This is a genomic window from Luteibacter sp., from assembly GCF_009912395.1.
GTDB lineage: Bacteria > Pseudomonadota > Gammaproteobacteria > Xanthomonadales > Rhodanobacteraceae > Luteibacter.
In genome coordinates this window covers 149,796-173,867 of sequence record NZ_WNDO01000004.1, presented here as the reverse complement: position 1 = coordinate 173,867, position 24,072 = coordinate 149,796, and the positions used below count along the sequence as shown (strand labels likewise).

General features: G+C 64.6%; 25 protein-coding genes. 9 read left to right on the top strand and 16 right to left on the bottom strand.

Annotation, left to right across the window (positions count from 1 at the left end; translation table 11 throughout):
- Positions 1 to 145 precede the first annotated feature (145 nt).
- Genes GAK28_RS06285 through GAK28_RS06275 form a run of 3 tightly spaced genes read right to left on the bottom strand, consistent with a single transcriptional unit; the run spans position 146 to position 1,709 of the window.
- On the bottom strand, positions 146 to 532 hold the full coding sequence (locus tag GAK28_RS06285) for a hypothetical protein (RefSeq protein ID WP_291776286.1): 387 nt from the start codon (positions 530 to 532) through the stop codon (positions 146 to 148).
- Between the two features lie 2 nt (positions 533 to 534).
- Positions 535 to 1,089: a putative peptidoglycan-binding domain-containing protein gene (locus tag GAK28_RS06280; RefSeq protein ID WP_291776284.1), complete on the bottom strand. Its 555-nt coding sequence runs from the start codon at positions 1,087 to 1,089 to the stop codon at positions 535 to 537.
- A 44-nt stretch (positions 1,090 to 1,133) separates the two neighbouring features.
- Positions 1,134 to 1,709, bottom strand: a complete 576-nt coding sequence (locus GAK28_RS06275; protein ID WP_291776283.1) for a response regulator transcription factor — start codon at positions 1,707 to 1,709, stop codon at positions 1,134 to 1,136.
- A 234-nt stretch (positions 1,710 to 1,943) separates the two neighbouring features.
- On the opposite strand from GAK28_RS06275, the gene GAK28_RS06270 reads away from it, so the two are divergent.
- The 6 genes from GAK28_RS06270 to GAK28_RS06245 all read left to right on the top strand — a co-directional run bounded on the left by GAK28_RS06270 (position 1,944) and on the right by GAK28_RS06245 (position 8,758).
- The gene (locus GAK28_RS06270; protein ID WP_291776281.1) at positions 1,944 to 5,216 is read left to right on the top strand and encodes a winged helix-turn-helix domain-containing protein; all 3,273 of its coding nucleotides are present in this window, start codon (positions 1,944 to 1,946) and stop codon (positions 5,214 to 5,216) included.
- Positions 5,213 to 5,650 carry a hypothetical protein gene (locus GAK28_RS06265; protein WP_291776279.1) on the top strand — a complete coding sequence of 146 codons (438 nt, stop codon included), beginning with the start codon at positions 5,213 to 5,215 and terminating at the stop codon, positions 5,648 to 5,650. Before GAK28_RS06270 ends, GAK28_RS06265 begins: the two co-directional genes overlap by 4 nt.
- Before the next feature lie 809 nt (positions 5,651 to 6,459).
- Positions 6,460 to 6,750, top strand: coding sequence for a hypothetical protein (locus GAK28_RS06260; RefSeq protein WP_291776277.1), 291 nt, complete (start codon positions 6,460 to 6,462; stop codon positions 6,748 to 6,750).
- Positions 6,751 to 6,773: 23 nt separating this feature from the next.
- Positions 6,774 to 7,052 carry a hypothetical protein gene (locus GAK28_RS06255; RefSeq protein ID WP_291776275.1) on the top strand — a complete coding sequence of 93 codons (279 nt, stop codon included), beginning with the start codon at positions 6,774 to 6,776 and terminating at the stop codon, positions 7,050 to 7,052.
- A 523-nt stretch (positions 7,053 to 7,575) separates the two neighbouring features.
- Positions 7,576 to 8,283 carry a 2OG-Fe(II) oxygenase gene (locus GAK28_RS06250; protein ID WP_291776273.1) on the top strand — a complete coding sequence of 236 codons (708 nt, stop codon included), beginning with the start codon at positions 7,576 to 7,578 and terminating at the stop codon, positions 8,281 to 8,283.
- Complete coding sequence (locus tag GAK28_RS06245) at positions 8,270 to 8,758, top strand: 2OG-Fe(II) oxygenase (protein WP_291776271.1); 489 nt, start codon at positions 8,270 to 8,272, stop codon at positions 8,756 to 8,758. The genes GAK28_RS06250 and GAK28_RS06245 overlap by 14 nt, the downstream gene beginning before the upstream one ends.
- Here GAK28_RS06245 and GAK28_RS06240 read toward each other — a convergent pair.
- Positions 8,736 to 9,875, bottom strand: a complete 1,140-nt coding sequence (locus tag GAK28_RS06240) for a membrane dipeptidase (RefSeq protein ID WP_291776268.1) — start codon at positions 9,873 to 9,875, stop codon at positions 8,736 to 8,738. The two genes, GAK28_RS06245 and GAK28_RS06240, sit on opposite strands and share 23 nt — an antisense overlap.
- 89 nt (positions 9,876 to 9,964) lie before the next feature.
- Between GAK28_RS06240 and GAK28_RS06235 the strand changes: the two genes are divergently transcribed.
- Entirely contained in the window at positions 9,965 to 10,675 is a 711-nt protein-coding gene (locus tag GAK28_RS06235) for a TetR/AcrR family transcriptional regulator C-terminal domain-containing protein (protein WP_291776267.1), read from the top strand.
- Here GAK28_RS06235 and GAK28_RS06230 read toward each other — a convergent pair.
- The 10 genes from GAK28_RS06230 to GAK28_RS06185 all read right to left on the bottom strand — a co-directional run bounded on the left by GAK28_RS06230 (position 10,663) and on the right by GAK28_RS06185 (position 19,935).
- On the bottom strand, positions 10,663 to 11,217 hold the full coding sequence (locus GAK28_RS06230; RefSeq protein WP_291776265.1) for a YbhB/YbcL family Raf kinase inhibitor-like protein: 555 nt from the start codon (positions 11,215 to 11,217) through the stop codon (positions 10,663 to 10,665). The two genes, GAK28_RS06235 and GAK28_RS06230, sit on opposite strands and share 13 nt — an antisense overlap.
- A 56-nt stretch (positions 11,218 to 11,273) precedes the next feature.
- Complete coding sequence (locus tag GAK28_RS06225; protein ID WP_291776263.1) at positions 11,274 to 12,083, bottom strand: helix-turn-helix transcriptional regulator; 810 nt, start codon at positions 12,081 to 12,083, stop codon at positions 11,274 to 11,276.
- A gap of 53 nt (positions 12,084 to 12,136) precedes the next feature.
- The gene (locus GAK28_RS06220) at positions 12,137 to 12,898 is read right to left on the bottom strand and encodes a class I SAM-dependent methyltransferase (RefSeq protein ID WP_291776261.1); all 762 of its coding nucleotides are present in this window, start codon (positions 12,896 to 12,898) and stop codon (positions 12,137 to 12,139) included.
- 29 nt (positions 12,899 to 12,927) lie between these two features.
- The gene (locus tag GAK28_RS06215) at positions 12,928 to 13,371 is read right to left on the bottom strand and encodes a GNAT family N-acetyltransferase (RefSeq protein ID WP_291776259.1); all 444 of its coding nucleotides are present in this window, start codon (positions 13,369 to 13,371) and stop codon (positions 12,928 to 12,930) included.
- A 63-nt stretch (positions 13,372 to 13,434) separates the two neighbouring features.
- The gene (locus GAK28_RS06210; protein ID WP_291776258.1) at positions 13,435 to 14,145 is read right to left on the bottom strand and encodes an energy transducer TonB; all 711 of its coding nucleotides are present in this window, start codon (positions 14,143 to 14,145) and stop codon (positions 13,435 to 13,437) included.
- Complete coding sequence (gene exbD / locus GAK28_RS06205; protein ID WP_291776257.1) at positions 14,142 to 14,564, bottom strand: TonB system transport protein ExbD; 423 nt, start codon at positions 14,562 to 14,564, stop codon at positions 14,142 to 14,144. The genes GAK28_RS06210 and exbD overlap by 4 nt, the downstream gene beginning before the upstream one ends.
- Before the next feature lie 2 nt (positions 14,565 to 14,566).
- Positions 14,567 to 15,280 carry a tonB-system energizer ExbB gene (gene exbB, locus GAK28_RS06200; protein WP_291776255.1) on the bottom strand — a complete coding sequence of 238 codons (714 nt, stop codon included), beginning with the start codon at positions 15,278 to 15,280 and terminating at the stop codon, positions 14,567 to 14,569.
- 73 nt (positions 15,281 to 15,353) lie between these two features.
- Positions 15,354 to 18,263 (bottom strand): TonB-dependent receptor, encoded by a 2,910-nt coding sequence (locus tag GAK28_RS06195; protein ID WP_291776253.1) that lies wholly within the window; start codon positions 18,261 to 18,263, stop codon positions 15,354 to 15,356.
- Positions 18,264 to 18,396: 133 nt separating this feature from the next.
- The gene (locus GAK28_RS06190) at positions 18,397 to 19,353 is read right to left on the bottom strand and encodes a FecR domain-containing protein (RefSeq protein WP_291776251.1); all 957 of its coding nucleotides are present in this window, start codon (positions 19,351 to 19,353) and stop codon (positions 18,397 to 18,399) included.
- 84 nt (positions 19,354 to 19,437) lie between these two features.
- A complete protein-coding gene (locus tag GAK28_RS06185) occupies positions 19,438 to 19,935 on the bottom strand; it encodes an RNA polymerase sigma factor (RefSeq protein ID WP_291776249.1) in 498 nt (165 codons plus the stop codon).
- 165 nt (positions 19,936 to 20,100) lie between these two features.
- Here GAK28_RS06185 and GAK28_RS06180 point away from each other — a divergent pair, with 165 nt between their 5' ends.
- Both GAK28_RS06180 and GAK28_RS06175 read left to right on the top strand, forming a co-directional pair.
- Positions 20,101 to 21,588 (top strand): serine hydrolase, encoded by a 1,488-nt coding sequence (locus GAK28_RS06180; RefSeq protein WP_291776247.1) that lies wholly within the window; start codon positions 20,101 to 20,103, stop codon positions 21,586 to 21,588.
- An 86-nt stretch (positions 21,589 to 21,674) separates the two neighbouring features.
- Complete coding sequence (locus GAK28_RS06175) at positions 21,675 to 22,055, top strand: nuclear transport factor 2 family protein (RefSeq protein ID WP_291776245.1); 381 nt, start codon at positions 21,675 to 21,677, stop codon at positions 22,053 to 22,055.
- Between the two features lie 68 nt (positions 22,056 to 22,123).
- Here the strand turns inward: GAK28_RS06175 and GAK28_RS06170 are convergent, their stop codons facing one another.
- Together GAK28_RS06170 and GAK28_RS06165 are read right to left on the bottom strand one after the other, a co-directional pair.
- Complete coding sequence (locus tag GAK28_RS06170) at positions 22,124 to 22,843, bottom strand: DUF6624 domain-containing protein (protein WP_291776243.1); 720 nt, start codon at positions 22,841 to 22,843, stop codon at positions 22,124 to 22,126.
- A 90-nt stretch (positions 22,844 to 22,933) separates the two neighbouring features.
- Positions 22,934 to 23,812: a trypsin-like serine protease gene (locus tag GAK28_RS06165; protein ID WP_291776241.1), complete on the bottom strand. Its 879-nt coding sequence runs from the start codon at positions 23,810 to 23,812 to the stop codon at positions 22,934 to 22,936.
- Positions 23,813 to 24,072: the final 260 nt, after the last annotated feature.

The window sequence follows — 24,072 nt, the reverse complement described above, 5'->3', positions numbered from 1 at the left end:
CGCCACCAGCATCAGTCCCAGTGCCGCCATCCTGGCATGTGGCCATCGGGACGCTAACCGCCTGCCGCCCACATCCGCCAGGACAATCGCCTGCCATTCGACCGGTATCCGGATTCGCTTGATCTGCACGTGACGTTCCATGGGTTCACTCCTCTCCGGCATAGTTCAGGGGCAACGGTCGGCCATCGAGCTCGACCCGGGGGCGCCAGCCATCGACGGCGCGGTAGGAAATGCGCATGCGGTGCGGGCGGCTGCGGGTGAACCAGCGCCAGCGCGGCTTGCCCAGGTTGAGGATCAGTTCCGGCAGCGCCTGGCCACGCAGGCGGCGCATGCGCAGGAAACAATCGAACTCCAGCGAGAGCAGCGTCATATCCGGTTGACGGTGGTCGCGGAAGGTGGACAGCGGCATGGTCAACGGTTCGGCCGGCGACGTGCCGCCCGGCAGGTCCACGCGGACGCTGCCTTCGTCCGCCGCCTTTTCCACGGCATCGCGCAACGTATATAATAAGGTGTCCAGGGCACACTCGATCATGGTCAGTGCTCCCGCGCTCGCTCGACCGCGGGAAAGTCCGGGAAGGCCGCCACCCGCTCCAGCCAACCGTGGAGGTAGCGCGCCAGCACGGGCCGCGACCTCACCAGCTCCCGGTAGTACTCGCCGCGGGCGTGCTTGTAGCGGGTATACACCGCGTACTGGTCGGCCCCATGCAGGGCGGCCAGCGTGACCGGCCCCACCCGGCCGTCCACGTTCAGCGATGACCCCAGGGCATTGAGCACCCGTTGCAGCAGGCGGGTGGCCGCCTCGCCCGAACTCACGTGGAAGTCCGAGACGATGTTCGCCACGGGCTGGAAGGTCATGTGGTCGCCGCCCACCACATCCCAGTGGAGCGCCTTGTAGATGGTGCCGGCCTGCTCGTCGGTCAGGGCCAGCAGGGCGTGCAGGGTCGGCTCGATGCCCAGCAGGCGCTCGGCGCAATGCTGGAAGGTGGCCAGGGTGATGCCCTTGTACATGATCCCCGGGCCGGTGATGTCATTGAAATAGCCACCCTCGAAGCGAAGCAGGGTTGGCAGGAAGCGCTGGAAATCGGCCATGGGTCTCTCCGGTAAGACGTGACGGTGGAACGAAAAAAAGGGAATCAGGCGTCGAAGGCGCAGGGCTCGCGCAGGCCGGGCCGCGGCATCGGCCGCGGGTAGCGGCTCACGACGGGGGGCGGCGCCATCCGCAGCGCGTCGAGGTCCGGCAGCAGGTCCGGCGCATGGCGGCCCGCGATCGGAGCCAGCCGCTGCCAGCGCTTGCCATGCAGCAGGAAGGCCGCGACCTCCGCGCTGACGTAGTAACCGGTGCGCATCACTGCCTCGATGGCCTCCATCAGCACCTCGTAGCCATCGCGCTTGCGGGCGAAGCCATGGGCGCCGGCGTCGAACACCGAACGGATGCTGCTCGCCTCTTCCTGGGCGGTCAGGCAGAGCAGCCGGGTCTCCGGACACAGCCCCGCGATCCGGCGAGCGGCATGCAAACCGCTCAAGCCCCGCATCGAGCTGTCGAAAACCATCAGGGAGGGCCGGGTGGCCATCGCCATGCGGACAGCCTCGAGGCCGTCGTCGGTGGCGCCGACCACCTGGAAGCCAGGGGTCGACGAGAGCAGGGTCGCGAGGCTGTCGCGGACGGCCTCATGCTCGTCGGCGAGCAGGACGGTGATCGGGAGCGTCACGCCGACACCCCTTTCGACACCCGGCAAGCGCCGGAGGCGTGTGACAGAATGCGAGAGGCGTGGTGACCGGAAAGCGGGAAACCATGCATGGGGGGAATCCATGGGAAGCAGCGGTGGGCACACCCTCGCGGGGAGTACCCTCTTGCGTCCTTCCGGAAACCTTACGGTTTACGAAACCCTTTAAACACGGGGACTTACGTTGCGCCTCCTGACGGGCGCCACGGAAGGGGAAACATGCAGAGCAGCGACGATCCGACGTTCTTCAGCTTCGGCGACTGGACCGTGCGACCGGCCCAGCGAACCATCGAGCGGCAGGATGAGCGACTCGTCCTCGAGCCGAAACTGATCGACGTGCTCACCTACCTGGCCGGCACCGGCGGGGAGGTGGTGAGCACCGAACAACTGCTGGCGGCCTGCTGGCGGGGCACCTTCTATGGCGACAATCCGGTCCACAAGACCGTGGCCCTGCTGCGCAAGGCGCTCCAGGACGACGCCCGCTCCCCCCGCTACATCGCCACGGTCCGCAAGCGCGGCTACCAGGTGGTGGCGAAGGTCGCCTTCGCCGACGCCCGCGAGCGCGCCACCGTCGGCCGACGCAGTTGGAACGACGGCTCGCCCTTCCGCGGCCTGCTCGCCTTCGGCAGCGAGGACAGCGACGTCTTCTTCGGCCGGGCCCGCGCCACGGCGGAACTGCTGCGCGCGATCCGCCGCAGCGACGCCGACGGCTGCGCCTTCGTGCTGGTGGCCGGACCGAGCGGATGCGGCAAGTCCTCGCTGGTCCAGGCCGGCATCGTGCCGAGCCTGCTCGGCGAAGCCGGCCACGACGGCCTGCGGGTCTCGGCCTGGACCTCGTTCGTGGCCCGCACGCCCACCTCCCCGCTCATCGAAACCCTGGCCGGCGCCCTGTGCCGCTGGACGCCGGGTGGCCGCCCGGTCTTCGTGGACAGCGAGCGCCATGCCCTGGCCAAGGCGCTGGCGAACGACCTCGACTTCGTCATCGACCGCATCGAACGCGAGACCGCCGGGCGCGACGATCGACTGCTGATCGTGGTCGACGCGATGGAAGGCCTGGTCACCCAGCCGCCCGACCAGGTCGCCACCGCGATTCGGGCCCTCGACCGCCTGGCCCGCAGCGGCCGAGTGATCGTGCTCGGCACCTGCCGCAACGACTTCTATCCGCAGTTGATGGCCATCCCCGGCCTGCTCGCTTTGAAACACGACGGCGGCAGCTACGACCTGGGCTCACCCAGCCCCGGCGAGATGGCGCAGATCATCCGCCTGCCCACCCGAGCCGCCGGCCTGAGCTTCGACCGCGACCCGCAGGGCGAGCGCATGCTCGACGACGTGTTGCTCGAAGCCGCCTGCCGCCACGCCACCGCCCTGCCCCTGCTCCAGTACACCTTGCAGGCCCTGTACGAGGTCAAGGACGACGACGGCACGCTGACCTTCGCGGCCTACGAGGCCATGGGCGGCCTGGAAGGCGCGCTCGCCCAGCGCGCCGAGCGCATCCACGACAGCCTCGACGCTCGCGCCATCCGCGCCTTCCCCCGACTGCTGCACCGACTGGTGGCGGTGGCCGGCGACGGCGTCACCGCGCGCACCGTGCGCTGGATCGACATCGACGACGACGAACAACACGCCGTACGCCAGCTGATCGATGCCCGCCTGCTGGTCAGCCTGCTGGAAGACGACGAACCCTGCTTCACCCTCGCCCACGAAGCCCTGCTGCGCCACTGGCCGCGCGTGGCCGACTGGGTGCAGACCCATCGCGCCGACCTGCGTGCCCGCGCGCGCATCGCCGAGATGGCCGCACGCTGGGCCGCCGAAGGCCAGCGTCGTGAACACCTGATCCCCCGCGGCCAGTTGCTCGCCGACGCCAGACGCCTGTCGCGCGAAGCGCATCCGCCGCTCGACGCCGACCAGCGCCGCTTCGTCCGCCTGTCGTTGCGCCATGCGCGCTACGCCATGATGACCCTGGCCGGCATGGCCGCCGCCATCGCGGTGCTCGCCGTGATCTCCACCTTCGCCGCCGTCAACGCCCGCAAGGCCGAGCGCCACGCCGAAGCCCGCCGCGCCGATGCCGAGTCGCTCCTCGACTTCATGCTCGGCGACATGAACGAACGCCTCGATGCACTAGGTCGCCTCGACCTGCTCGACGAAGTCACCCACCGCGCGATGCAAGTCATGGGCGGCCACGACTGGAAGAGCGATGCCCCCGAAGCCGTGCTGCGCCAGGCGAAGGCCCTGCGCGAGATCGGCGAGATCCGCTACGCGCGCGGCGACAGCGACGGCGCCATCCAGGCCTTCCAGAGCGCCGACACCAGCCTCGCCCACCTCGTGAAGGAACACCCCGACCAGACCGAAGCCTATGCCGAACGCGGCAAGCTCGCCTACTGGCGCGGACAGATCGCCTTCGGACGCGGCAAGTACGACGAAACGAAACTGGAATGGCGCAACTACCTGGAACAGGCCACGCTACGCGCGAAACTGGAACCGGACGTACCTGATGCGTGGCAGGAACTGTCCTACGCGCACAACTGCCTCGGTTCCATCGCCCAGCGCACGGACAACGCCGAAGAAGCCACCAGCGAATTCGACATCTCGTCGTCGCTGAAACGCCGCGTGCTCGGCATGCAGCCCGCCGCCCGCAAGATGTGGCTGGAACTGGCCGACACGATGAGCTGGGAAGCCAGCGTCGAACAACAGCGCGGCAAGCTGCGCGACGCGCTGGGTCACCTCGTGCAGGAGCGCGAAGCCGTGCACGCCGCGCGCGAATCCGGCGAGCCCACCAACCTGTGGCTCTACCGCCGCGCCCTCTCCGACCTGCACCTCGCCCGCGCGCGCGCCGACCTGGGCATGATCGCCCAAGCCGAGTCCGACTACACCGCGGCCGCAACCACCTTCGCACAGCTTGTCCGCGACGTACCCGACAACCGCAAGTGGCAGCGCGACCTCGCCCTCACCCGCTCGCAACAAGGCTGGCTCGCCTACGGCACCGGCGACGCCGCACTCGCACTGCGTCGCTACGCCGACGCCGGCGAACTGCTGCAAAAGCTGCTCGCCGTGGACGGCAAGGTCAACGACTGGCGCACGCTGCTGGCCGTCAACCGCACCTGGGAAAGCATGGCCCACCTGCGCCTGGGCGATCTCGCTCCCGCCGCCACCGCCGCCAACGACGCGCTATCGCTGTTCGGCGACGTCCCCGCCACCGCCGCGTCCAGCCGCGTACTGCGCGCCCTGGCCGACATGACCGCCGGCGAGATCGCCCGCCAGCGCGGCGACGCCAGCACCGCGTCCACCCACCTGGACCGCGCGTTCACCGAATTGCGTCCACGTGCCGAAAAGAGCACGGACCCCCGCGTTCTCGATCCTTACGTGAGGATCGCGACACTCCTTGGCCACCAGGATGAGGCCGCTCCCTACCTGGAACGCTTGCGGCAGGCCGGATACCGCGCCCCGGCGTTCGAGACTTTCGTCAGTCACACCAACCAAGGAAAGATGCAATGAGCGAGACCACGATTCAATCGGAAACGGGTACTCCTGCCGATGATGCACCGGTGTTAAAGGTGGCACTCACCGTTGTGCCCTCCATCAAAGATGACATCGCTCCGAAGGGTTTTCGTAGCACCCGCGGCGGTGACTACCATTACAAGTTCGATCCGGAAAGCGTCCATATCGAAAAAGCCGGCACGGTCATCCGGTACGAACTGACCGGCTGCGACCTCAAGCGCTTCTCCATGGAAGATCTCTACGGTACCGACTTCCAGACTGAGCTGAGCGAGCCCGAATTCTCCGAAGACGGCGCAGCCGTGTGGGTATCGCATCGCAACAAGCGCAAGGGCCTCATCACGGTGTTCGTGAACGTCACCGATCGCCTGTCAGGCATCGTCCAGTGCGACCCGCAGATGACCAACGACCCGCCCCCGGGCGGCTGCGAGTAAGTCTTAGCGCAATAGACATCCCGGCTTCTCAAAAGCCGGGGTGTTGACACCCCGCATCGGCGCACTCGATACCTCAAATCGACACCGCCCCCGGTAGGAGCGCCCTTGCGCGCGATCCCGCGCAGCAGGCCACACGGCCGTCACCGTCTGATCGCACCTCATCACGTCGCTCCAGCAAGCACGTTACCCACGCAAATGCCGATGCAGCATCGTCGCAGTGCTGGTAGACCGAGGCCGGTGCCCACAGCGATGCATCCGGTTATCGCATCCCGCCTCTTGTAGGAGCGCGCTTGCGCGCGACCCCGCGCAGCGGGCCAGGTCATCGATAACGTGTGATCGCGCGCAAAAAAAACGCGGCACTTTTTGAGAATCCTTCCATATGCAAGCACGCACGTAATTTGCTACCGTGCACGCGTTGCCTGCTCGTTCATGTCACGTGTCGTGGCGGGCAACCATCGTTCGTAAGCGGTAAGAAGCGCGGGCCGCAGGTGCTACAACACCTACGACCCGCTAACCACCAATCAACCATAGGAGTTGACGATGGCTAAGCCAAAGTCTAAGGCATTCTCACACCCACCGCCCGACCCACGCGGTCCACGGACGTCCCGGAACCCCTCCGGACGCGGCTAAACGCCCGGCCTGTCCGGCATTCTCATGGTATTTCCCTCCGCCGAGCCTCCCGGCGCGTAGCGCCGTGGGCGAATGAGAACATCGGACAGTCGGACCTTGTGAGATCGAACCGCCCGAGTCGATGAGGGGCACGGCCGTTGGCGTGCCCCGCTCGGAAGCGGTGGATGAGGATTTGAGAAATGACTGAACCGAAAGACGACAGCGTCCTTGGGGAGGGCAGCTTTGCCCTGAATTTAGAAGCCAGCGTGGACATGCTGATGAATGACGCGACGGCGATGCAGGCGTATGCCGAAGCGATGCAGGCGATGTTGACCGAGTACATGGCCGAGAACGAAGTGCCGAATCGGCGGTATCTCACGCGGGCGATGTCGGGGGTGAATCTTCTTCATCGCATGAGCCTGCAATGCACAAAGCAGGCGAATGTCCGGCGCATGTGGGATGAAGTACGTGCATTAGGCGGTGCGAAATGACGATCGAGTTATGGGAGATTGCCATGGCCCTGATCCTTTTACCGATCAATGCGCTGATCTTCATCGCCCGCCGCTACCAGCATTGTTCGTTAGCCATCGGCGCGAAGGTATTCACCGGGATTTCCTTGATCGCCTTTATCGTCGCAGCCTTCGCGCTAGGCAGTTTCGCCGGTCGCTATGACCTGCGTCCCCACCAATACGAATGGCCGGATAACTGGCTGGAATTCTCCGGGGCATTGCTGATCGGTTCGACGCTGGGCGCGATTTGGATGTGGTTCATCTCGCGGGAACCCGAACTGTAGGAGCGCGCCTTGCGCGCGACCCGCGGCAGCGGGCCAGATTGCCGCTGCCGCGGGTCGCGCGCGAGGCGCGCTCCTACAAGGTCACCGTAACGCCTGGAGAGCCGTCGGGTCGCCGCCGGGGCGCGACTTGAGGAGCCGAGGGCAGGTGGGCGGACAAGACCGCGCAGCGGGGCCGGTCAGGATGACCGGCCTTTTTCGCCGAGACAGGATGTCGAGTCGAAAAATCCCGACCACCTGCCCGAGCCCGAAGGGGCGAAGCCATAAAACACGGGCCGCGCAGCGGCCAACCTTTCCCGAGGGACGGCGGAGCCGGCGCGCCCCGACGGCGGCCCGACGGCTCCACCGCCACGCCCGAGCGCCGCGCGCGATGCCGAAGGCGAGCCCACCCTACGAAGCGGCTGTACGGCGCAAGCCGTTAAATACACGGGCTGCGCAGCAGCCAACCTTTCCCAACGCAAGATTCGGAGGGTGGCATTTCCTACGAGGTCTACATTGACGCCACTCCCAACGACATTCTCGCCCCATGCCCACCCTCGAAACCGCCATCGCCCAAATGAACTGGGAAGGCATCGCCAGCGCCCTCGATCGGCATGGGCACGCCATCCTGCCTGGCTTATTGCCAGCCGCGCATTGCGACACGCTGCGCAAGGACTACCTGAAGGACGATCTGTATCGCTCGCGCGTTGTCATGGCCCGGCATGGCTTCGGTCGTGGCGAATACAAGTACTTTGCCTATCCGTTGCCCAATACCATCGAATCGCTTCGACGAGCCTTCTATCCACAGCTCGTGCCCATCGCCAATCGCTGGCACGATGCACTACGGATCGAGACGCGTTTTCCCGACGACTACGACGCCTTCCTGTCACGGTGCCACGACGCGGGCCAATCACGCCCTACCCCGCTCATTCTTCGCTACGGCCGCGACGACTACAACTGCCTGCATCGCGACCTCTATGGCGAACATGTCTTTCCGCTCCAGGTCGCGATCCTTCTATCGGAACCCGGCAGGGACTTTACCGGCGGCGAGTTCGTGGTGACCCAGCAATCCACCGATGGCCAGAGTGCAGAGGTGGTGCATTTGAGGCAGGGTGATGCCGTGCTGTTCGCCGTAAACCATCGCCCCGGCCCAGGGCGACGCGGCGTGCGGCGTGTGGCGATGCGCCATGGCGTCAGCCGGATACGGCAGGGTCATCGCTATACGGTGGGGGTGATCTTCCATGACGCGACGTGAGCTTCTTTCGCCAGAGGCGATACGCCGCGATATCGATCGCGATGGCTACGTGCTGCTCACCGGCCTTTTGCCTGCATACGACGATGAAGCCTTTCGTCGCATCGTATCGACACGGATTGACCGGGATATCTCGACCATCACCGTCCATGCGTATCATGACGACCCGACGACGGAACGCCCGCTTCATCACGACGATGACGACGCCTACGTCGCCATCACTCTGCTATCGAAACCGGAACACGACTTCACCGGCGGCGAGCTTATCCTCGTGGAACAACGCCCACGCATGCAGTCACGCGCCATCGTCGTCCCCATGAACATCGGTGACATCGCGATCCTTCCCGCTGGCCGACGCGACGCCATGGGCACCAAAGGCCCTTACCGCGTCATCGTACGGCGTACGGTCGGACGCGTGCTTTCCGGCACGCGCCACACGCTGGAAGCCCGCGTCTTCAGACCGTCCACGTCTCCGTAAACACCCGCCTGAAATTCAGGCCCAACACCTTCTCGACCGTCCGGGCGCCATAGCCCTTCTTCTGCAAGGCATTCGCCACGATCTCCAGCTTACGCGTGGAATTCGCATCGGGAATGTACAACGGCCGATTCTCGCCCGTTGCACCGATACCCAGCTTGCGCCGACGTTCTTCTTCCGCGAGATGCCGCTTGATGTCATCGTCGGTCTCGGGAAAGAAGCCCAGATCGGTACCGATACCGACGTGGTCTTCACCGCAGACATCCAGCGCATGCGTCATGTGCGCCATGTAGTCGGCGAGCATCGGCTGGCGGTTGTCCGGCGTCAGGAATGGAAGCATGTAGATGCCCATGACGCCGCCCTTCTCCGCCAGCGCCTTCATCTCCTTGTCGCGCTTGTTGCGCGGATGGTCGAAGACCGCGCGGCAACCGGCATGCGTCACCACGCAAGGCTTCTTCGACAACGCGATGCCATCCGCCGTGGTCTGCGCGTTCGAGTGGCTGAGATCGAGGGTGATGCCACGCTCGTTCATGCGCGCAATGGCCTTGGCCCCCAACGCGGTGACGCCGCCGGTGTCGCCTTCAAGACAACCGTAGCCGAAGGGCGACTTACGGTTATAGGTCAGCTGCATCACCAGCACGTCGAAATTCCGGAACAGGTCGATGCGCTCGATCTTGTCCTCGAGCATGGTGACCGCCTCGAAGGAAAAGATCACGCCAAGCTTGCCCTCTCGCTTCGCGCGCAACATGTCGTCCGGTCGTTTCACCTGGAGGAACGTCTCCGGGTACGTCTCGATCAGCGCTTGCGCGTCCGCGATCTCCTTCACCGTTGCCTCGAAGTCGTAGCTGTCGTAGCCCAGCGAACTCTTGAGCACCGAGACACCGGACTCGCGGATGAGGCGCAGGCTCTTCGCCACGTCGGGTGCGTAGTTCTCCGGATCACCCATTCCACCCAGGCTATTGGCATCCAGCACGAACGCGGCGTCATACAGGCTCTTTTTCGCCGACGGCATGACGATGTCGTCACGGCCACTGGCCAGCGCCCAGGCCGGAACGAGCGGCGCGAGCGTGATGCCGCAGGTAAGCCCGAGAAAACTCCGGCGGGTGATCGGTTTCTGCATGATGGTATCCGGAAAGGCCTGGTGCCAGGCGACATTGACGGCGCGAACTTATCAGTGATAAATTCGCGCCGTCAATACGATCGCACGTCATGGCAACAAAATCGAAAAAGCCTGCGAACGCGGCAAAATCGCCACTTTCCCGCGAACGCCTCATCGAGGCGGCGCTCGATGCGCTCCAGGCGAACGGCCTGACCGGCCTCAGCACGCGGAACCTCGCCGAACGCCTGCAAGTGCAATCGCCGGCGCTCTACTGGCATGTCCGCAACAAGGACGAACTGCTGCAGATGGTTGCCGACGCCATCTGCGGACAGATGGATTTTCCCGATCGCACCCGCAGTCCACGCGAACGACTCGAAGTCATCGCGCATGAATATCGGCGCGTGCTACTCGCCTATCGTGATGCCGCCCGGCTGTTCGCCGAACAACCACCCACCGGTCCGAACCGCATCCATCTCTACGAGGTGGCCGTCGGCGCGTTCGTGGACGAGGGCTTCTCGTCCACCGATGCGGTCACCATGGCGACGTTCTACCGCCATTACCTGCTCGGCATGATCACGGAAGAAGCACGCGAACAGGCGCACGGGAAACGAGAGTCACCCGTTTCCGCCTATGCGCTCGGCGTCGAGCTGTCGACCCTGGAACAAGCCTCCGCCGACTATCCTCACCTGGCCGGTGCGGCGAACGCCCTGACGACGATCGACCCCGACCGGCTTTTCGAGGTTGGCATGAAGATTCTGCTCGACGGTGTGCAAGCGCAACACCGCCAAGGGACCAGGACCCGCGCCGCTCAACGACCGTAGGTCGCCTGCATCGACGCGCTACCCAGGCTGTTGCCGTGGATCATGTAGCCGATCATCGCGGCCGATGCGTCCTTCGGCACGTCGAGGTGCGGCACCTTCAGCGCATAAACGGTGAAGACGTAGCGATGCGGCTTGTCACCCGGCGGCGGGCAGGCGCCACCGAAGCCCGGCGCACCGTAGTCCGTCCTGCCCTGCACGGCGCCCGCCGGCAACGCCTTGCCCGACGCGTCGCCCACGCCTTCGGCCAGGCCATGCGTCGTCGCGGGAAGATCGATAACCACCCAATGCCACCAACCCGATCCGGTAGGCGCATCGGGATCGTAGACGGTGACGGCGAAGCTGCGCGTACCGGTCGGCTCGCCCTTCCATGCCAGCGCAGGCGACCGGTTGCCGCCGTGGCAGCCGAAACCTTCAAGCACCTGCGCGCTCGAAAGCGTGCCGCGACCGTCGACGGACGTGCTCGATACCGTGAAATCGCCGGCGAACGCCGCCGGCACGGTGGCCAGGCAGGCCAGCGCGCCCAGTGTGCGGATGAATGTCATCGTCGTGCCCTCGTGGATTGAACAGGGCCCATGATCGCGAACCGCCGGATGGCCGATTAGCCGTTTTCCGTCAGCGGCTGTCCCGTTTCCTTCAAGCGTGCGCGAACCACCGAGGGCGCGACGCCCCAACGCTGCTGGAACACTGCGGAAAAGCGGCTATGCGAATCCCAACCGCACCGGTGCGCCACCTCGTTCACCGGCAAGCCCGTGGTTTGCAACATGCCCAGCGCCGTTTCCAGGCGAACCTCGCGCACCAGCGCGGCCAGCGTGATACCGCTGGATTCCAGTCGCCGACGCAGCGTGGACTCACTGAGATGAAAGGTCGTGGCAAGCGCCGCCACGCTCCATGCCGCGTCAGGACGCTGGGCGACAAGGCGGCGGACCCGCTCCGGCCAATCGAGCGCTTCACCGGGGAGGAAACACCAGCCGCGCTCGGCCAGCAGGATCAGCACTTCCATGGCGCGATGCCTGAGCAGTAACTCGGACACGGGCTGCTCGTCCGAGGCCGGCAAGGTCCGTCGCATGGCCTCCATCAGGGCATGATCCACACGTACGACACTCGCGGCCGTAACCGGTGTGGCCTGTGCAGCGATCGGCAGCTTGGCGAACTCGGCCAGGATGGCATCATCCAGGGAAAGGCTGATCGCCTCGTAGTGGGACTGGCCGGCAGGGTCGTTGATCACGTCCCAATGCGTGCCGCGCGCCGCCAGCATGCCTTCGGATGGCCCCGCTTCGATCATCTCCCCCGCCGCGAACAGGCCTTTCCGCCCGCGCACGACCGCCACGAAAAAATCGAGGTGGATCGCGAGCGTGCGGATGCGATAGCGCTGCTCCGCGTGAATGCGGGTGCCGAAGGGTAGTTCCATGGATGAGCCGTCCGAAAGACGACGACGATCCTAGCCGAGACGGCGTGGCATGGTCACGTCGACGCGGGACGAACGGCCCGGCAGCGTAGGCGAACGTAGTCGGCGCGCCAGAGGCCATCGTCACCCAGCAGCGTCGGGCGCAGGTCTTCCACCAGCGAGGCGACGAAGTCTTCGCGATGCTCTTCCGGCACGGTGCGCAGGAACGGCTGGGCGAACGTCGTGAGCCACTGCCCCACGTCACCGGGCAACGGTGTCGGGCGTGGAATCAAGGCGATGGATGTGACCTGGAAGCCCTGGTTTTCCAGCATGGACTGGTAGCGCTTCGCCGTCGGAAAGAACCAGGGGCGTGCGATGGGCAAGCCTCGCGCCTGTAACGCCACCTCCGCCGCGCGCACGATGGTTTCCACATTGCCATGGCCGCCGAACTCGGCAACGAAACGGCCACCCGGCTTCAGCGCATTCCACACGCCCGCGATGACCTTGTCGGCATCGGGCATCCAGTGCAGCGCGGCGTTGCTGAATACCGCATCGAATTCCCCCTGAAAGGTCAGCGCCTGCCCATCCATCACAATCGCCGAGACACCCAGCTTCCGCGTACCGTCCACCATGGCGGCACTGGCATCGACACCGAGGACATCGCATCCCATCCGAACCAGCTTCAACGTGAGCGAACCATCGCCGCAGCCCAGGTCGAGGATCCGTTCACGCGGTGCGGCATCGAGTAGATCGAGCACCGGGCCGCCGAGGTCGGAGACAAAACGGGCGTGGCGATCGTAACTGGCCGGGTCCCACTGCTGGTTCTTCTGCACGTTCATCGAGGATCGTCCGAAGGGTGAGGGTACGACTAGTCTGCGCCTTCGGCTCGTGGCGATTCCAGTAAAAGAAAATCGCCGTCGTCACTCGTACCTCGCCCTACCTCCACGAAACCCGTCGCCTCATAGAAGCGCAGCGCACCCAGGTTACGTACAAGGCACTTGAGCCGGTAACGCGTCAGCGGCCAGTCGGGTAGCGCGTTCAGCAATTGGCGAGCGATACCGCGACGAAGGAACGCGCCATCCACATACAGATGATGGATGAACGCGTCCGGCTCCCAGACCGACACGAAACCGGCAAGGCGCATCCCCTCTTCCGCGATAAGGATCCGTTCGCCTTCCGTCTGTACGTCGAAATCGGCCAGCTGGAAAAGATGGCAGGGTTGCCAGGTAAACGTGTCGCGACGCGATCGAAGGAACAGCTCGCGCAACGCCGGCAGATCCCGCGCGGTGGCGACGCGTATCGTGATCGGCATGGCGGACTCCGTTCCCTGATAGCCGCCATGGTGAAGCGGCGGCGCGGGACGCACAAGGCCCCGTCAACGGCGCAGGAAGAACGCCACCGGCACCAGCACGTCGATGGGGTCGCCTTCGATCTCTGCCGGGGGCGGCGGCACCGGATTGCCGCGTGACACGGTATCCAGCGTTTCCCGGTCCAGCAGCTCGAAGCCACTGCTTCGATTCAGCCGGATGGAGGACACATGGCCTTGCCTGTCCACCGCGAACCGTACGTAGCTCACGCCCTGTTGATGCAAGCGTTCGGCCTGCCTCGGATAACGACGGAAGCGCTCCAGGTGGGCGAGCAACGCACCCTGCCATGTCGCCGTGGCCGTGCTGCGTTGACCGGCGTTGGTGGTCGACGCCGCATAGCGCGCACTCGCGTCCGCCTTCACGCTGGGCGGTGCCTGGGTCTGCTCGACGTTGGCCGTCGCCGTGTCGTCGTGGGTGGCCTGCGGTGCCTCGTCGGGTTTCGACAGCTCGGCGTCCGGGCGTTGCACCGTCTTCACCGTCACCTTCTTCTCCACCCGGGGAGCCTGCCGATGCTGCTCCTGACGCGGCGGGCCGGGTGGCACTTCGCGCGGCGGCGCCGGGGGCGATTCCGGTACGGGCGCCAGTTCCACGACAAGACCTTCCGGCGGCGCACGCGTGACGGCCACCGGTGCAGCCGGCCATGTGCAGACCAGTGCGATGACGAGCGCATGCACCAACAAGACCACCAGCAAGCTGCATGCCCACCCCGCCAACCTCATGGAAGCGGCCCCTCCATGCCGACCAACGCGACCTTGAGGTAGCCCGCGTCGCGCAGCGCGTCGAGCGCGCTCATCAGGTCGCCGTAGGGCACCTTCCGGTCCGCGCGCAGATAGATCCGTTGTTCCGGATCGCCGGCCGTCGCCTCCTGCAACGCCGCCTTCAGGCCATCCCGCGACACCGTCGACTCGCCGACACGCAGCGACAGGTCGTCCTGGAGGGTCACGAATACCGGCGACCGCTCGTCCGGAGTCGTCTTCGCCTGGCTGGCCGGCAACTGCACGGGGACCGAGACGGTCGCCATCGGCGCGGCGATCATGAAGATGATGAGCAGCACGAGCATGACGTCGATGAACGGCGTGACATTGATGCCATGCTGTTCTTCCGGCGCATCGTCATGGCGTGCAGTCCTGATCGCCATGCTCAATGCGCCATACGCAAGGGGGTGACCGATGGCCGCACGGTACGGCGGTCAAGGTCGCGTGATACCAGCTGCTGCACCGCCGCCGACACGTCGCCCACCAGGAGGCGCACGCCCGCAAGCGTGCGGGTGATGTGGTTATGCACCAGCACGGCGGGAATCGCGGCCACCAGACCGAGCGCGGTCGCGAGCAAGGCCTCCGCGATACCCGGCGCCACCACCGCGAGATTCGTGGTGTTTGCACCCGCGATGCCGACGAAGCTATTCATGATGCCCCAGACCGTGCCGAACAGTCCGACGAACGGTCCCACGGCACCAATGCTCGCCAAGACGCCCACGCCGCTGCGTTGCTCGCGCGCATGGGCCAGCTCGATGCGCTCCAGCCGTGAGGCCACGCGCTCCTTGATGCCTTCGCGCTCGGTCACGTCGTGCGACAGAGTCAATTCGCCTTGCGCGGCCTCCACCAGCTCCCGGGTCACGCCGGCCCCGACCGGCGCCTGCGCCACGGGAAGACTGGGCGTATCGAGCAGGAAGGCGCGGGCCTGACGCAGCTGCCGCGCGGCTCGCGACAACTCCCAGGACTTCGCCACCAGCACGGTCCACGTGGCAATGGACGCCACGGCCAGCACGATCATCACGATCTTCACGACGAGGTCGGCGGAAAGATACATGCCCCAGGGTGTCAGGTCCGCTGCGATGACTTCGGGATGTTGCATCGTCATAGTTCCTTGTGAAAGGAGAACGCTTACATGGCGAGGGCGTCGCACCAGGCGACGCCCTCGCTTCGGTTTAGTAACGCCAGGTCACCGCCAGTCGCGCGGTGCGACCGGGTGCCGGCATCACGCCCAGCGCCAGCGGATCGAGGTAGTACCGGTCCGTCGCGTTATCCAGGTTCACGTCCACCGCGAACTGGTCGTTCACCGCATAGCTGGCGAACAGGTCGACGATGGTCGCCGAGCGGTACAACTGCTGGATGGCCGACAGGCCGACGTTCCACTCCTTGTCCAGCTTGCTGATCGGACCGGCGTTGTGGATCACACGGGTACCAAAGGTCAGGCGTTCGTCGAACCAGCGCGAACCCAGGGTCAGGTTGACGTTGTAGCGTGGCGGATTCTGCGTGTTGCTGTACGAACCCTCGAAACCGCCATCCACGCAGTTGGGCGTGGTGGTGAGTTCGTCGATCTTCCACTTCACGCCATAGGCGCGGCGTTCGGCGGCGATATCCGGCGCACAGGTCTTGGCCTTGAAGTAGTAATGCGCGGACAGGTCGGCAAAGATGCGGCCGCTGTCGTAGTTCGACTGGAACTCGAGGCCCGAGACCTTGAAGCGATCGACATTGCGGATCAGGCCCGCCGACAGCGTGCGGTAGTCGCGGGTGATGAGGTCGTCGATGCGCGTGTTGAAGTAGGCCAGCTTGAGCGCCATGCGGTCGCCGCCAGTGAAGAGGTCGTGCTTGACCGTGCTCGCACCGATTTCCCAGCTATGGGCATGCTCGGGTTTCAGCTCACCCGTGGGCTTGGCCGCCGTGAACAAGCCCAGCGTGGTCTCGAACAGGCTGGGCAGCTTCACGCCCTCGGCATACTTCACATACACCAGCGAATCGGCGTCGAAATGATACGTAGCGCTCGCCGTGGGCGTGAACGCGTTATCGCGACGATGGATGCGATCCGACCAGGTCCAGCTAACCGGCACGCTCAGATCCTGCGGCTTGCCGGCGCTGTAGAAGTTCCAGCCAGCGATATCGCCCACGGTACCCTTCTTGTAGGGCGACGCACGCAGCGACTCCTCGGTGAAGTTGCCGTTGGCGTCCGGATACCAGTTCAGCAAGGCGATGCGCTTGCCACGCAGCGGCTTCGACGGATCGCCGCTCAGCAGCTCGGTATAGCGATACTTGCCGATCACTTCTTCCTTGTCGGGGGTGGCCAGGCTATTGCGGTCGTGCACGTCCACCTGGTTCCAGCGCCCACCCACCAGGAATTCCCAGTGATCATCGGGCTGCCATTTCACGGACGCGACGGCGCTGTATTCCTTGCGATAGGCGTTGCGCAGGAAACGATTGTTGACCAGGTCATCCTGCAGGATCGGCGAGTTCTCGCCCGGCCCCACGTCTTCCTTGGTGTAGGACAGACCATAGTCAAAAGTGAAGCGACCCACGCCGGACTCCACGAGCGAGGTATTGGTCACATCCAGGCCGAAGCGGCGCTGGTGCTGCGCGTTGCGATACGCGTCCTTGTAGCCTGGGTCGGTGTTGAACGTGGGGCCGTCGTACCACTCCGTACGCCGGTTGAAGTACCACGGCGTGATGCCCGTAAGGCCGTTGTACATCAGGCTGTCGGCGTCGGTGTACCAGAGGTTTGCGCGAAGGTCGACCAGCGGGCTGTCCGGCTTGAAGCGATAGCGCAGGTTGTAGCTGTCCATGTCGATATGGCCCGGGTCCCACTGCGGCACGCGATCACGATTCACACGGGTGATCTGCGAGGCCATGATTTCGCCGGCCGAGCCCTTGTAGTGGCGATAGCCCGCTTCCAGCGTCTGCTGATCGTCGATGCGCCAGGTGCCCTTGAGCAGCGTGGATTCCGAGCGCGACGAGGTGTTGAACACTTCCGTCCGTGGCGGATTCAGTGTGGCGAGCGTACGCGGCTTCTGCGGGAAGTCGTCGTAGCCGTGCTTGCCCGAGAAATAGTTGCCGGTATCGCGCCAGGCGTACGCGGCGAGCAGGTCGAAACGATCCCAACGCCCGGCAAGGGCGATGTTCGCGAACTGGTTGCCGGTGGCGTTGCGGTCCGTGCGCGGCATCGCGCTGTACGCAGGAAGATTGTTCGCGCTGTTGTTGGCCAGGCCGGTGCGCACGCGCACGCCCATGTCGCGGCCTTCGCGCAGTATGTCGTCGACCTTCAGGGTCTCCATCTCCACGACACCGCCGATACCGCCGGAGGCGTTGGCCTGGAGACTCGGCCCCTTGGTGATGGTGACGTTGGAGATGAGATCCGGGTCGAGGTAGGTACGCTGCGACTGGCCCGCGTAACCGCGATAGGTATCCATCGTGGACTGGCCGCCATCGATGATCACCGGCACGCGACCCTGGCCCTGGATGCCACGGATGTTCACGTCCAGCGCGTTGCCCACGCGCGGATCGCCTGCGGTGACACCGGCCACGCCCTTGACGATATCGGCGGTGGAGGTGCCGCGGAAGCGCTCGATGGTGGTGTGGTCGATGAAGGCACTGGAGCCGCTTTCGCGATACGGCGCCATGCTGCGATCCCCATCGGTGCCGTCGAGGCCCGCGTGGCTACCGGAGACGCTCAGCGTATCGGTGACGATGGCGCCTTTGCCATCCTGCTTGCCGTCGATCTTCTCCAGCGTCACGGCATCATCGGCGACGCGACGCACGGTCAGGCCGCTGCCCTGGAGAAGACGGGTGAGCGCCGCCTGCGCATCGAGATCACCGCTGACGGCATGCGACGTGACGCCGTCGGCCAACGCGGCCGGATACGCCACCTGTTGCCCGGACTGACGCATCCAGCCGCGCAACGCTTCGGCAAGCGGCTGGGCGGGAATGTCGAAGTGGCGGGCGGCGGCGACGCTCGACGGCGCGACATCGGCAAGGACGGGGAACGAGACGCTGGCGAGCACAGCGGCCAGCGCAAGACAAAGACGGGACGGACACGGCGAACGGTCCGAACGAAGCGGAGTAGGCATGGGGAACCCTGGCGAAGGAACGGCACCACCCGCGCGGCACGCGGGCACGTCGAAAGCACTGGCGGCGGCGGGTACCTTCGATGCCTAAGACGAACGGGAAACGGATTCCCCCAAGGGCAATATCAAGAAACGCTCAGCGTGCCGCCTTACCGACGATGGCGATGCCGAAGGGCAGCCGCGTCACGCTCAGCCCCGCGCTGGCGGCCAGCGTGTCGAGCGCGCGTTCGGGCTGGTCGATGCGAAAGGCGGCATTGACGGGTGGCAGTGCCGAGAGGTCGCCGCGCACGATGATTCGGCCCGGCCGGTAGCGGCCGATACGATCGATCGCGCTGGCGACATCCATATCATCGAGCAGTAATTCGCCCTGCCGCCATGCGCCAACACGATCCGCCGGCACATCCGGCAAGCGCTGGATTGCCTGCCCTGCGCCAAAGCGCACACCCTGTCCCATCGCCAGATACGTCCAGTCGTCGCCGTTCGTGGCGACGCGCACACGCCCTTGTGCCACTACGGCCTCGACGTGATCCGGCTCGCGGGCAACGGTGAAGATCGTGGAGATGTCCTCGACGATACCGCCATCGGCGTCCACGCTGAAACGTCGCCGCGCATCCGGGGCCACGTCGAACCAGGCCCGCTCTTCGAGCAACGACACGCGGCGACGGCCTTCATCATAGTGCACCGCGATCGCGCTGTCCGCATCGAGCACAGCCCGGCTTCCGTCGGACAAAGTGATCGATTCGACGGCATGGCCACTGCGATAGTCGGCGCGTACGCGCAGCGCTACCGAAGGCGCCATGAACCACGCCGCCAACATCGCCACGGCGGCAAGGGCGACAAAGCGCCGACGCGATCGGCCTCGACGAGGCGATACGGCCGCCGAGGGCTTCGGACCAAAACTACGCCAGAGCACGCGTTCGTGCTCGAACGCACGACGGTGTGCTGGCTCCGCCAGCCAGCGCTCGAAGGTATCCATGCCTGCTTCATCCACGCGATCCGACGCCAGCCACGCGATCCACGTGCGCGCCTCGTCGGCGACATCGTCGCTGGGTATCGAGGGTGGCGGATCCTGGAACGAGGTCGGCGGGCTCATGGGCTGGCGGTCGGAAGGGACAGGCCACGACACGGCCTTTGGATCATAGACGTATGGCGAAGCCATTTCCCCCAGACCGTGTGCCTATCGCCCCTGGCGAATCCAGGCCAGGCGCTGCAAGGCACCCCGCACGTGGTTCTCCACCGTGGTGACGGAAACGCCCTGGCGACGGGCGACCTCGCTCTGCGTCAGCCCTTGCAGGCGATGTAACCGAAAGATGCTGCGCGTCAGTTCGGGCAGATGACCCACGGCATCGAGGACCCGGCGCAGTTCGTCCTGGGCCATGGCCTGCTCTTCCGCAGACACCGCCTCTTCCGGCCCCCACAGGTAATGATCCGCCAGCAATCGCGCTCGGCGGGTTCGCTCACGTCCATAGTCCGTGGCGAGGTTGGTCGCCAGGCGATAGAGGTAGGCCCTGGGATTGGCGATGGTTTGCGCCTCGTCCACGCCGCGCGCCTTGAACCACATCGACTGGATCACGTCCTCCGCCGCACCCTCGGTGCCCAGGATGCGATGGGCCAGCCGCAGCAGGGCGGGCCGCTCCTGTTGAAGAAGATCGGTGAGGGTGGACGCGTTGGACATGAAGCGGGATGTGACAGGGCGAAGCCGATAGGCTCGCATGATAATGCGAGTCAGTCGCATTTAGCTAGTGAGATCCCCCTGTCCATCGCGTTACTTCCGGCAGTCGCTCCCGGCTGGCCGCCCCTCCAGCATCGGGACCACCAAGGGATCAGGAAGGGGGAGACCATGAAGCATCTGGCCATCGTGGCGTGCATCGCCGCGCTTTCATTCGGCACCACGCCGACACACGCGACGGAAACGCCACGCCCTGTCGCGAGCACGGCGACCATGGATGCGGTGTTCCAGAAGCTGGGCTCGCAGATGGTGGATGCCGACCTCACGGACAGCCTGTCCATCGCGGTCGTCAGGGACGGACAGACGCACGTCTACAACTTCGGCAGCACGGTACGCGGTGCGCATAAGGCCGCCACGGAACGCACCGTCTACGAGATCGCCTCCATCACGAAGACGTTCACGTCGCTGATCCTTGCGCACGCGGTGGTCGAGGGAAAGATCGATCCCAACGCCGATATCCGCACCTATCTACCGCCCGACTATCCTCAGCTAGCCTTCGGTGGCAAGCCGGTCACTATCGCGCAACTGGCGAACACCACTTCCGCCCTACCCGACAACCTGCCCGATGTGAGCAAGCTCATGGCCGGTGTGCCACCGGAAAAGCTGGCAGCCATCTTCTACGGCTCGTTGAAGGATTACACCCCTGCCCAACTGCTGATCGACCTGAAGGCCGTCAAACTGGATCGTCCGCCCGGTGTCGAACCGCGTCATTCGAACGTGGCCGCGGAATTGCTCGGCATCATCCTGGAACGGGTCTACAAGGACAGCTATGCCAACCTGCTCTCGCGCTATGTGGAAAAGCCGTTCGGCATGACGGGCCACGGCACGGACGAACAGGCCGCGACGATCGCCACCGGCTACGACGAAAAGCATGCGGTGATGCCCCCCTTACGTGGGCCGGCGGTGATGCCGGCCGGTGGCCTGCGCTATGGCAGCGCGGACATGGCGAAGTTCCTCCAGGCGCAGTTGAAGGCAACGGATCCGGCGGTGAAGCTGAGCCATACCGCCACCTGGGGCAATCCCAACGAGTTTGCCTTCGGCTACAACTGGATCTTCGAGAAGACCATCGACGGCCAGCGCCACCTGCGCACCTCCGGCGGCGCGTTCGGGTTTTCCAGCTATATCGAGATGTATCCCGACAAGGGCTACGGCATCGTCTTGCTGGCCAACCGTGCCGGCAGCGCCCAGGAAAAACTGCACCAGCTCGCCGATGCGGCGTACAAGGACATCTTCGGCATGCCTGCCGTGCTCACGGCGTTGCACGATGCCATGGAGAAGGACAATTACCAGCATGTTGACACCGTGGCCGCGGACGTTCGCCGCGATCACCCGGAACTGAATCTCACGGAAGGCTTCGTCAATCAGTGGGGTTACAACCTGCTATCGGCCAAGCGAAGCACGCAGGCGATTGCGTTGTTCGTATACAACACGAAGCAATGGCCGAAGAGCGCGAACGCGTTCGATAGCCTGGGTGAAGCGTACGAAGGCATGGGCGAGAAAGCGAAGGCCCTCGATAACTACAAGCGCTCGCTCGTGCTTAATCCTTCGAACCAGCATGCCATCGATCGCCTGAAGGCCATGGATGCTTCGGCGAAGTAGATGCCGCTTACGCTGCCTCGATCGTTTGGCGTTTCCCTGCATCGGCGATAGGGTGGTCATCACCTTGTCGGCGACTCCAAACCACGATGCATACCAAAGCACTGCTCGACGAACTGGTAGCCCTGGAAACGAAGCTCCATCAACCGTCCACGCGAGGCGACCGCCAACGGCTGGCCGCCTTGCTGCATGACGATTTTCGGGAGATCGGTCGATCCGGACTGACATACGATCGCGACCAGGTACTCGACGCGCTACCCAGGGAGGCGTCGCCGGATGCGATCCATGGCGACGCGTTTCAACTGAGCCTCCTCGCGGACGGTCTGGCATTGCTGACGTATCGATCCGTACGGACGGACGCACAGGGCATCACGGGATCGCACACGTTGCGTAGCTCCCTGTGGCAGCGGGATACCTTGGGCTGGCGCATGCGATTCCATCAGGGGACGCCTTGCGCTCCGTTCGCGTAGGTCTTGATGTATCCCCATCGAGCCCATCAATTCACGATGGAACGTCATGGGGCTCGTCCCCGTTGATTTTAGCGCGGTTTTTGCAGCACTTCCATCATGCATATGTAATCGGAAAGAGGCATGAGGTTCACCGACTGCCTCCGCTTTTCCACGGCATCAAGCTGGCCGACAGGCTTCTTTGGCGCAAGGTGGCCGTTGACGTACCATAGCTGCGAACCATAGGGTTGCTCTTTACCCAGGCGTAGCGCGACCCGGTCCGACAGCATCGCTACATCGCCTGGCTCAAAGCCCTTGCTCCCCATTTTTTCGTTTTCCGCCAGCAAACGCGCTTGCAGGGCAGGATCCATGTCAGCGTGCTGGATCAAGATGAAAAGCGCCGCCTGCCCATCACTACCAATGGCCTCGCGTGTGGGTAGCCCGTGGGCCGTTATGTCGCGCAATCGTGAGAGATTCCGCTTGTCGACATCCATCACCGCCTGGATCACTGCAGAGGACGGGTGCTCACCACCCTCCTGAAGAGGCGTACGAACTCGCCTATCTTCCGCCCTCATCCTCACCAGTTCGTCATACAGCGCCATGTCCAGGGGCTTGGCCACTGGTGCCGTTTCACGTTCGGAAAGAGCCTGTTTTTCGCGGATCTTCATCCACTGCGCCGCCGTAGGACAAGGCTTGGCAAGCATGTCCTGTAAGGACGTATTCCGACCATCTTCGGCCCTGGCTTTCAACGGGATAGCCACCATGGCCGTCATCACTGCCGTCACGGCGAAACGTGCAAACATCCGGTTCATGCAGGGTCGTCCTTTCCTGAGTATGGTTATGGCTTCAACGCCATCGCCAACGACATGGCAGCGCTGAATGATAGATGTCAGCGCGGATCGTCACCCCTGCTTTGATGAAACCGGAGTGGCGCTATTCCCTGACGCAGACATCACGCTTTCTATCCAAGAGATATAGCGTGAAACACGAACGGCGTTCACGACGACACCGTAGAGGCCTTCCACGAACGGGTGGCTCGGTGCCCACGTCTTCCAGAACGGATGGTCCGGTGGGTACTTGCTCCAGGACGCAAGGCCGACAAGCTGTATGGAACGCCCCTCCCCGATAAACAAGGGACCACCGCTGTCGCCGCTGCCCGTGATGCCCTCCAACGGCAATGCGGAAGGCGGTGCGTCGAAGCGATACCAGACATAACGGGTGTCCGCGCCCACGATGACATTGAACGCCCGACGAAGAACATTGCGATGCGGGCTTTGGGGATCCTTGCCTTTCACACCATCGCCCGTGGCGCCTTTCCCAACGAGTTCCGCAGTCATCCCGACCTCCTGAGCCTCCCGATAGAGTGGCACCGGAGCCACATCGGTCACAGGGGAAGCCAGTTCGATCAGCGCGATGTCGTCAGAAGACGCAAGCACTGAGTAGATCTTAGATACATCCCCGGATGCCACCGCTTCGCTGGCCACTTGCTCGGACAGCTTCCGGTAACCGGGATGCACGACGACGCGCTTCACCTTGCGGGGCACCCCGCCGATGGAGACGTCCGTTTCCATACCCTCCATTTGCATGGGTGCCGCGTGAGCTGCGGTGACGACCCATTGGGGCGCGATCAGGACGCCATGCCCTTCACCGGGGAGGTCCGCCAGCGCAGGGAAGACCGATGCTGGGGCTCGATACCTGGCGTCGTCGACATCGGCGCGGATCACGACGGCACCAACGGAGGTCGAGATCGCCCATAGGCAGAAGGCGAGTGGCCATTTCATGCGAGCATCCTCGTCACGCGCCAACACCCTGTTTCGAGCCTTGACTTGGTAATGCCCTGACTGTGCATTGGGTACACATCAAGGCAAGACACCTCCATCAACATCGGTGTCCCATGACCGCCCGGGTTGCTCATCCTTGCCCCATCCTGGTGTGCGTGGTGTCGTTCATTTCAGCACACCGCGCGCGCAACACGTAAGTGCAGGCATGCACCATCGCAAGAGCCATGGTTAGGCAAACCTCCCTCAATCCCAGGCGAGCC

Coding starts and splice junctions, on each gene's coding strand:
- GAK28_RS06285 (WP_291776286.1), bottom strand. CDS start 532: ATGATCGAGTGTGCCCTGGACACCTTATTATATACGTTGCGCGATGCC.
- GAK28_RS06280 (WP_291776284.1), bottom strand. CDS start 1,089: ATGGCCGATTTCCAGCGCTTCCTGCCAACCCTGCTTCGCTTCGAGGGT.
- GAK28_RS06270 (WP_291776281.1), top strand. CDS start 1,944: ATGCAGAGCAGCGACGATCCGACGTTCTTCAGCTTCGGCGACTGGACC.
- GAK28_RS06265 (WP_291776279.1), top strand. CDS start 5,213: ATGAGCGAGACCACGATTCAATCGGAAACGGGTACTCCTGCCGATGAT.
- GAK28_RS06260 (WP_291776277.1), top strand. CDS start 6,460: ATGACTGAACCGAAAGACGACAGCGTCCTTGGGGAGGGCAGCTTTGCC.
- GAK28_RS06255 (WP_291776275.1), top strand. CDS start 6,774: ATGGCCCTGATCCTTTTACCGATCAATGCGCTGATCTTCATCGCCCGC.
- GAK28_RS06250 (WP_291776273.1), top strand. CDS start 7,576: ATGCCCACCCTCGAAACCGCCATCGCCCAAATGAACTGGGAAGGCATC.
- GAK28_RS06245 (WP_291776271.1), top strand. CDS start 8,270: ATGACGCGACGTGAGCTTCTTTCGCCAGAGGCGATACGCCGCGATATC.
- GAK28_RS06240 (WP_291776268.1), bottom strand. CDS start 9,875: ATGCAGAAACCGATCACCCGCCGGAGTTTTCTCGGGCTTACCTGCGGC.
- GAK28_RS06235 (WP_291776267.1), top strand. CDS start 9,965: ATGGCAACAAAATCGAAAAAGCCTGCGAACGCGGCAAAATCGCCACTT.
- GAK28_RS06230 (WP_291776265.1), bottom strand. CDS start 11,217: ATGACATTCATCCGCACACTGGGCGCGCTGGCCTGCCTGGCCACCGTG.
- GAK28_RS06225 (WP_291776263.1), bottom strand. CDS start 12,083: ATGGAACTACCCTTCGGCACCCGCATTCACGCGGAGCAGCGCTATCGC.
- GAK28_RS06220 (WP_291776261.1), bottom strand. CDS start 12,898: ATGAACGTGCAGAAGAACCAGCAGTGGGACCCGGCCAGTTACGATCGC.
- GAK28_RS06215 (WP_291776259.1), bottom strand. CDS start 13,371: ATGCCGATCACGATACGCGTCGCCACCGCGCGGGATCTGCCGGCGTTG.
- GAK28_RS06210 (WP_291776258.1), bottom strand. CDS start 14,145: ATGAGGTTGGCGGGGTGGGCATGCAGCTTGCTGGTGGTCTTGTTGGTG.
- exbD (WP_291776257.1), bottom strand. CDS start 14,564: ATGGCGATCAGGACTGCACGCCATGACGATGCGCCGGAAGAACAGCAT.
- exbB (WP_291776255.1), bottom strand. CDS start 15,280: ATGCAACATCCCGAAGTCATCGCAGCGGACCTGACACCCTGGGGCATG.
- GAK28_RS06195 (WP_291776253.1), bottom strand. CDS start 18,263: ATGCCTACTCCGCTTCGTTCGGACCGTTCGCCGTGTCCGTCCCGTCTT.
- GAK28_RS06190 (WP_291776251.1), bottom strand. CDS start 19,353: ATGAGCCCGCCGACCTCGTTCCAGGATCCGCCACCCTCGATACCCAGC.
- GAK28_RS06185 (WP_291776249.1), bottom strand. CDS start 19,935: ATGTCCAACGCGTCCACCCTCACCGATCTTCTTCAACAGGAGCGGCCC.
- GAK28_RS06180 (WP_291776247.1), top strand. CDS start 20,101: ATGAAGCATCTGGCCATCGTGGCGTGCATCGCCGCGCTTTCATTCGGC.
- GAK28_RS06175 (WP_291776245.1), top strand. CDS start 21,675: ATGCATACCAAAGCACTGCTCGACGAACTGGTAGCCCTGGAAACGAAG.
- GAK28_RS06170 (WP_291776243.1), bottom strand. CDS start 22,843: ATGAACCGGATGTTTGCACGTTTCGCCGTGACGGCAGTGATGACGGCC.
- GAK28_RS06165 (WP_291776241.1), bottom strand. CDS start 23,812: ATGAAATGGCCACTCGCCTTCTGCCTATGGGCGATCTCGACCTCCGTT.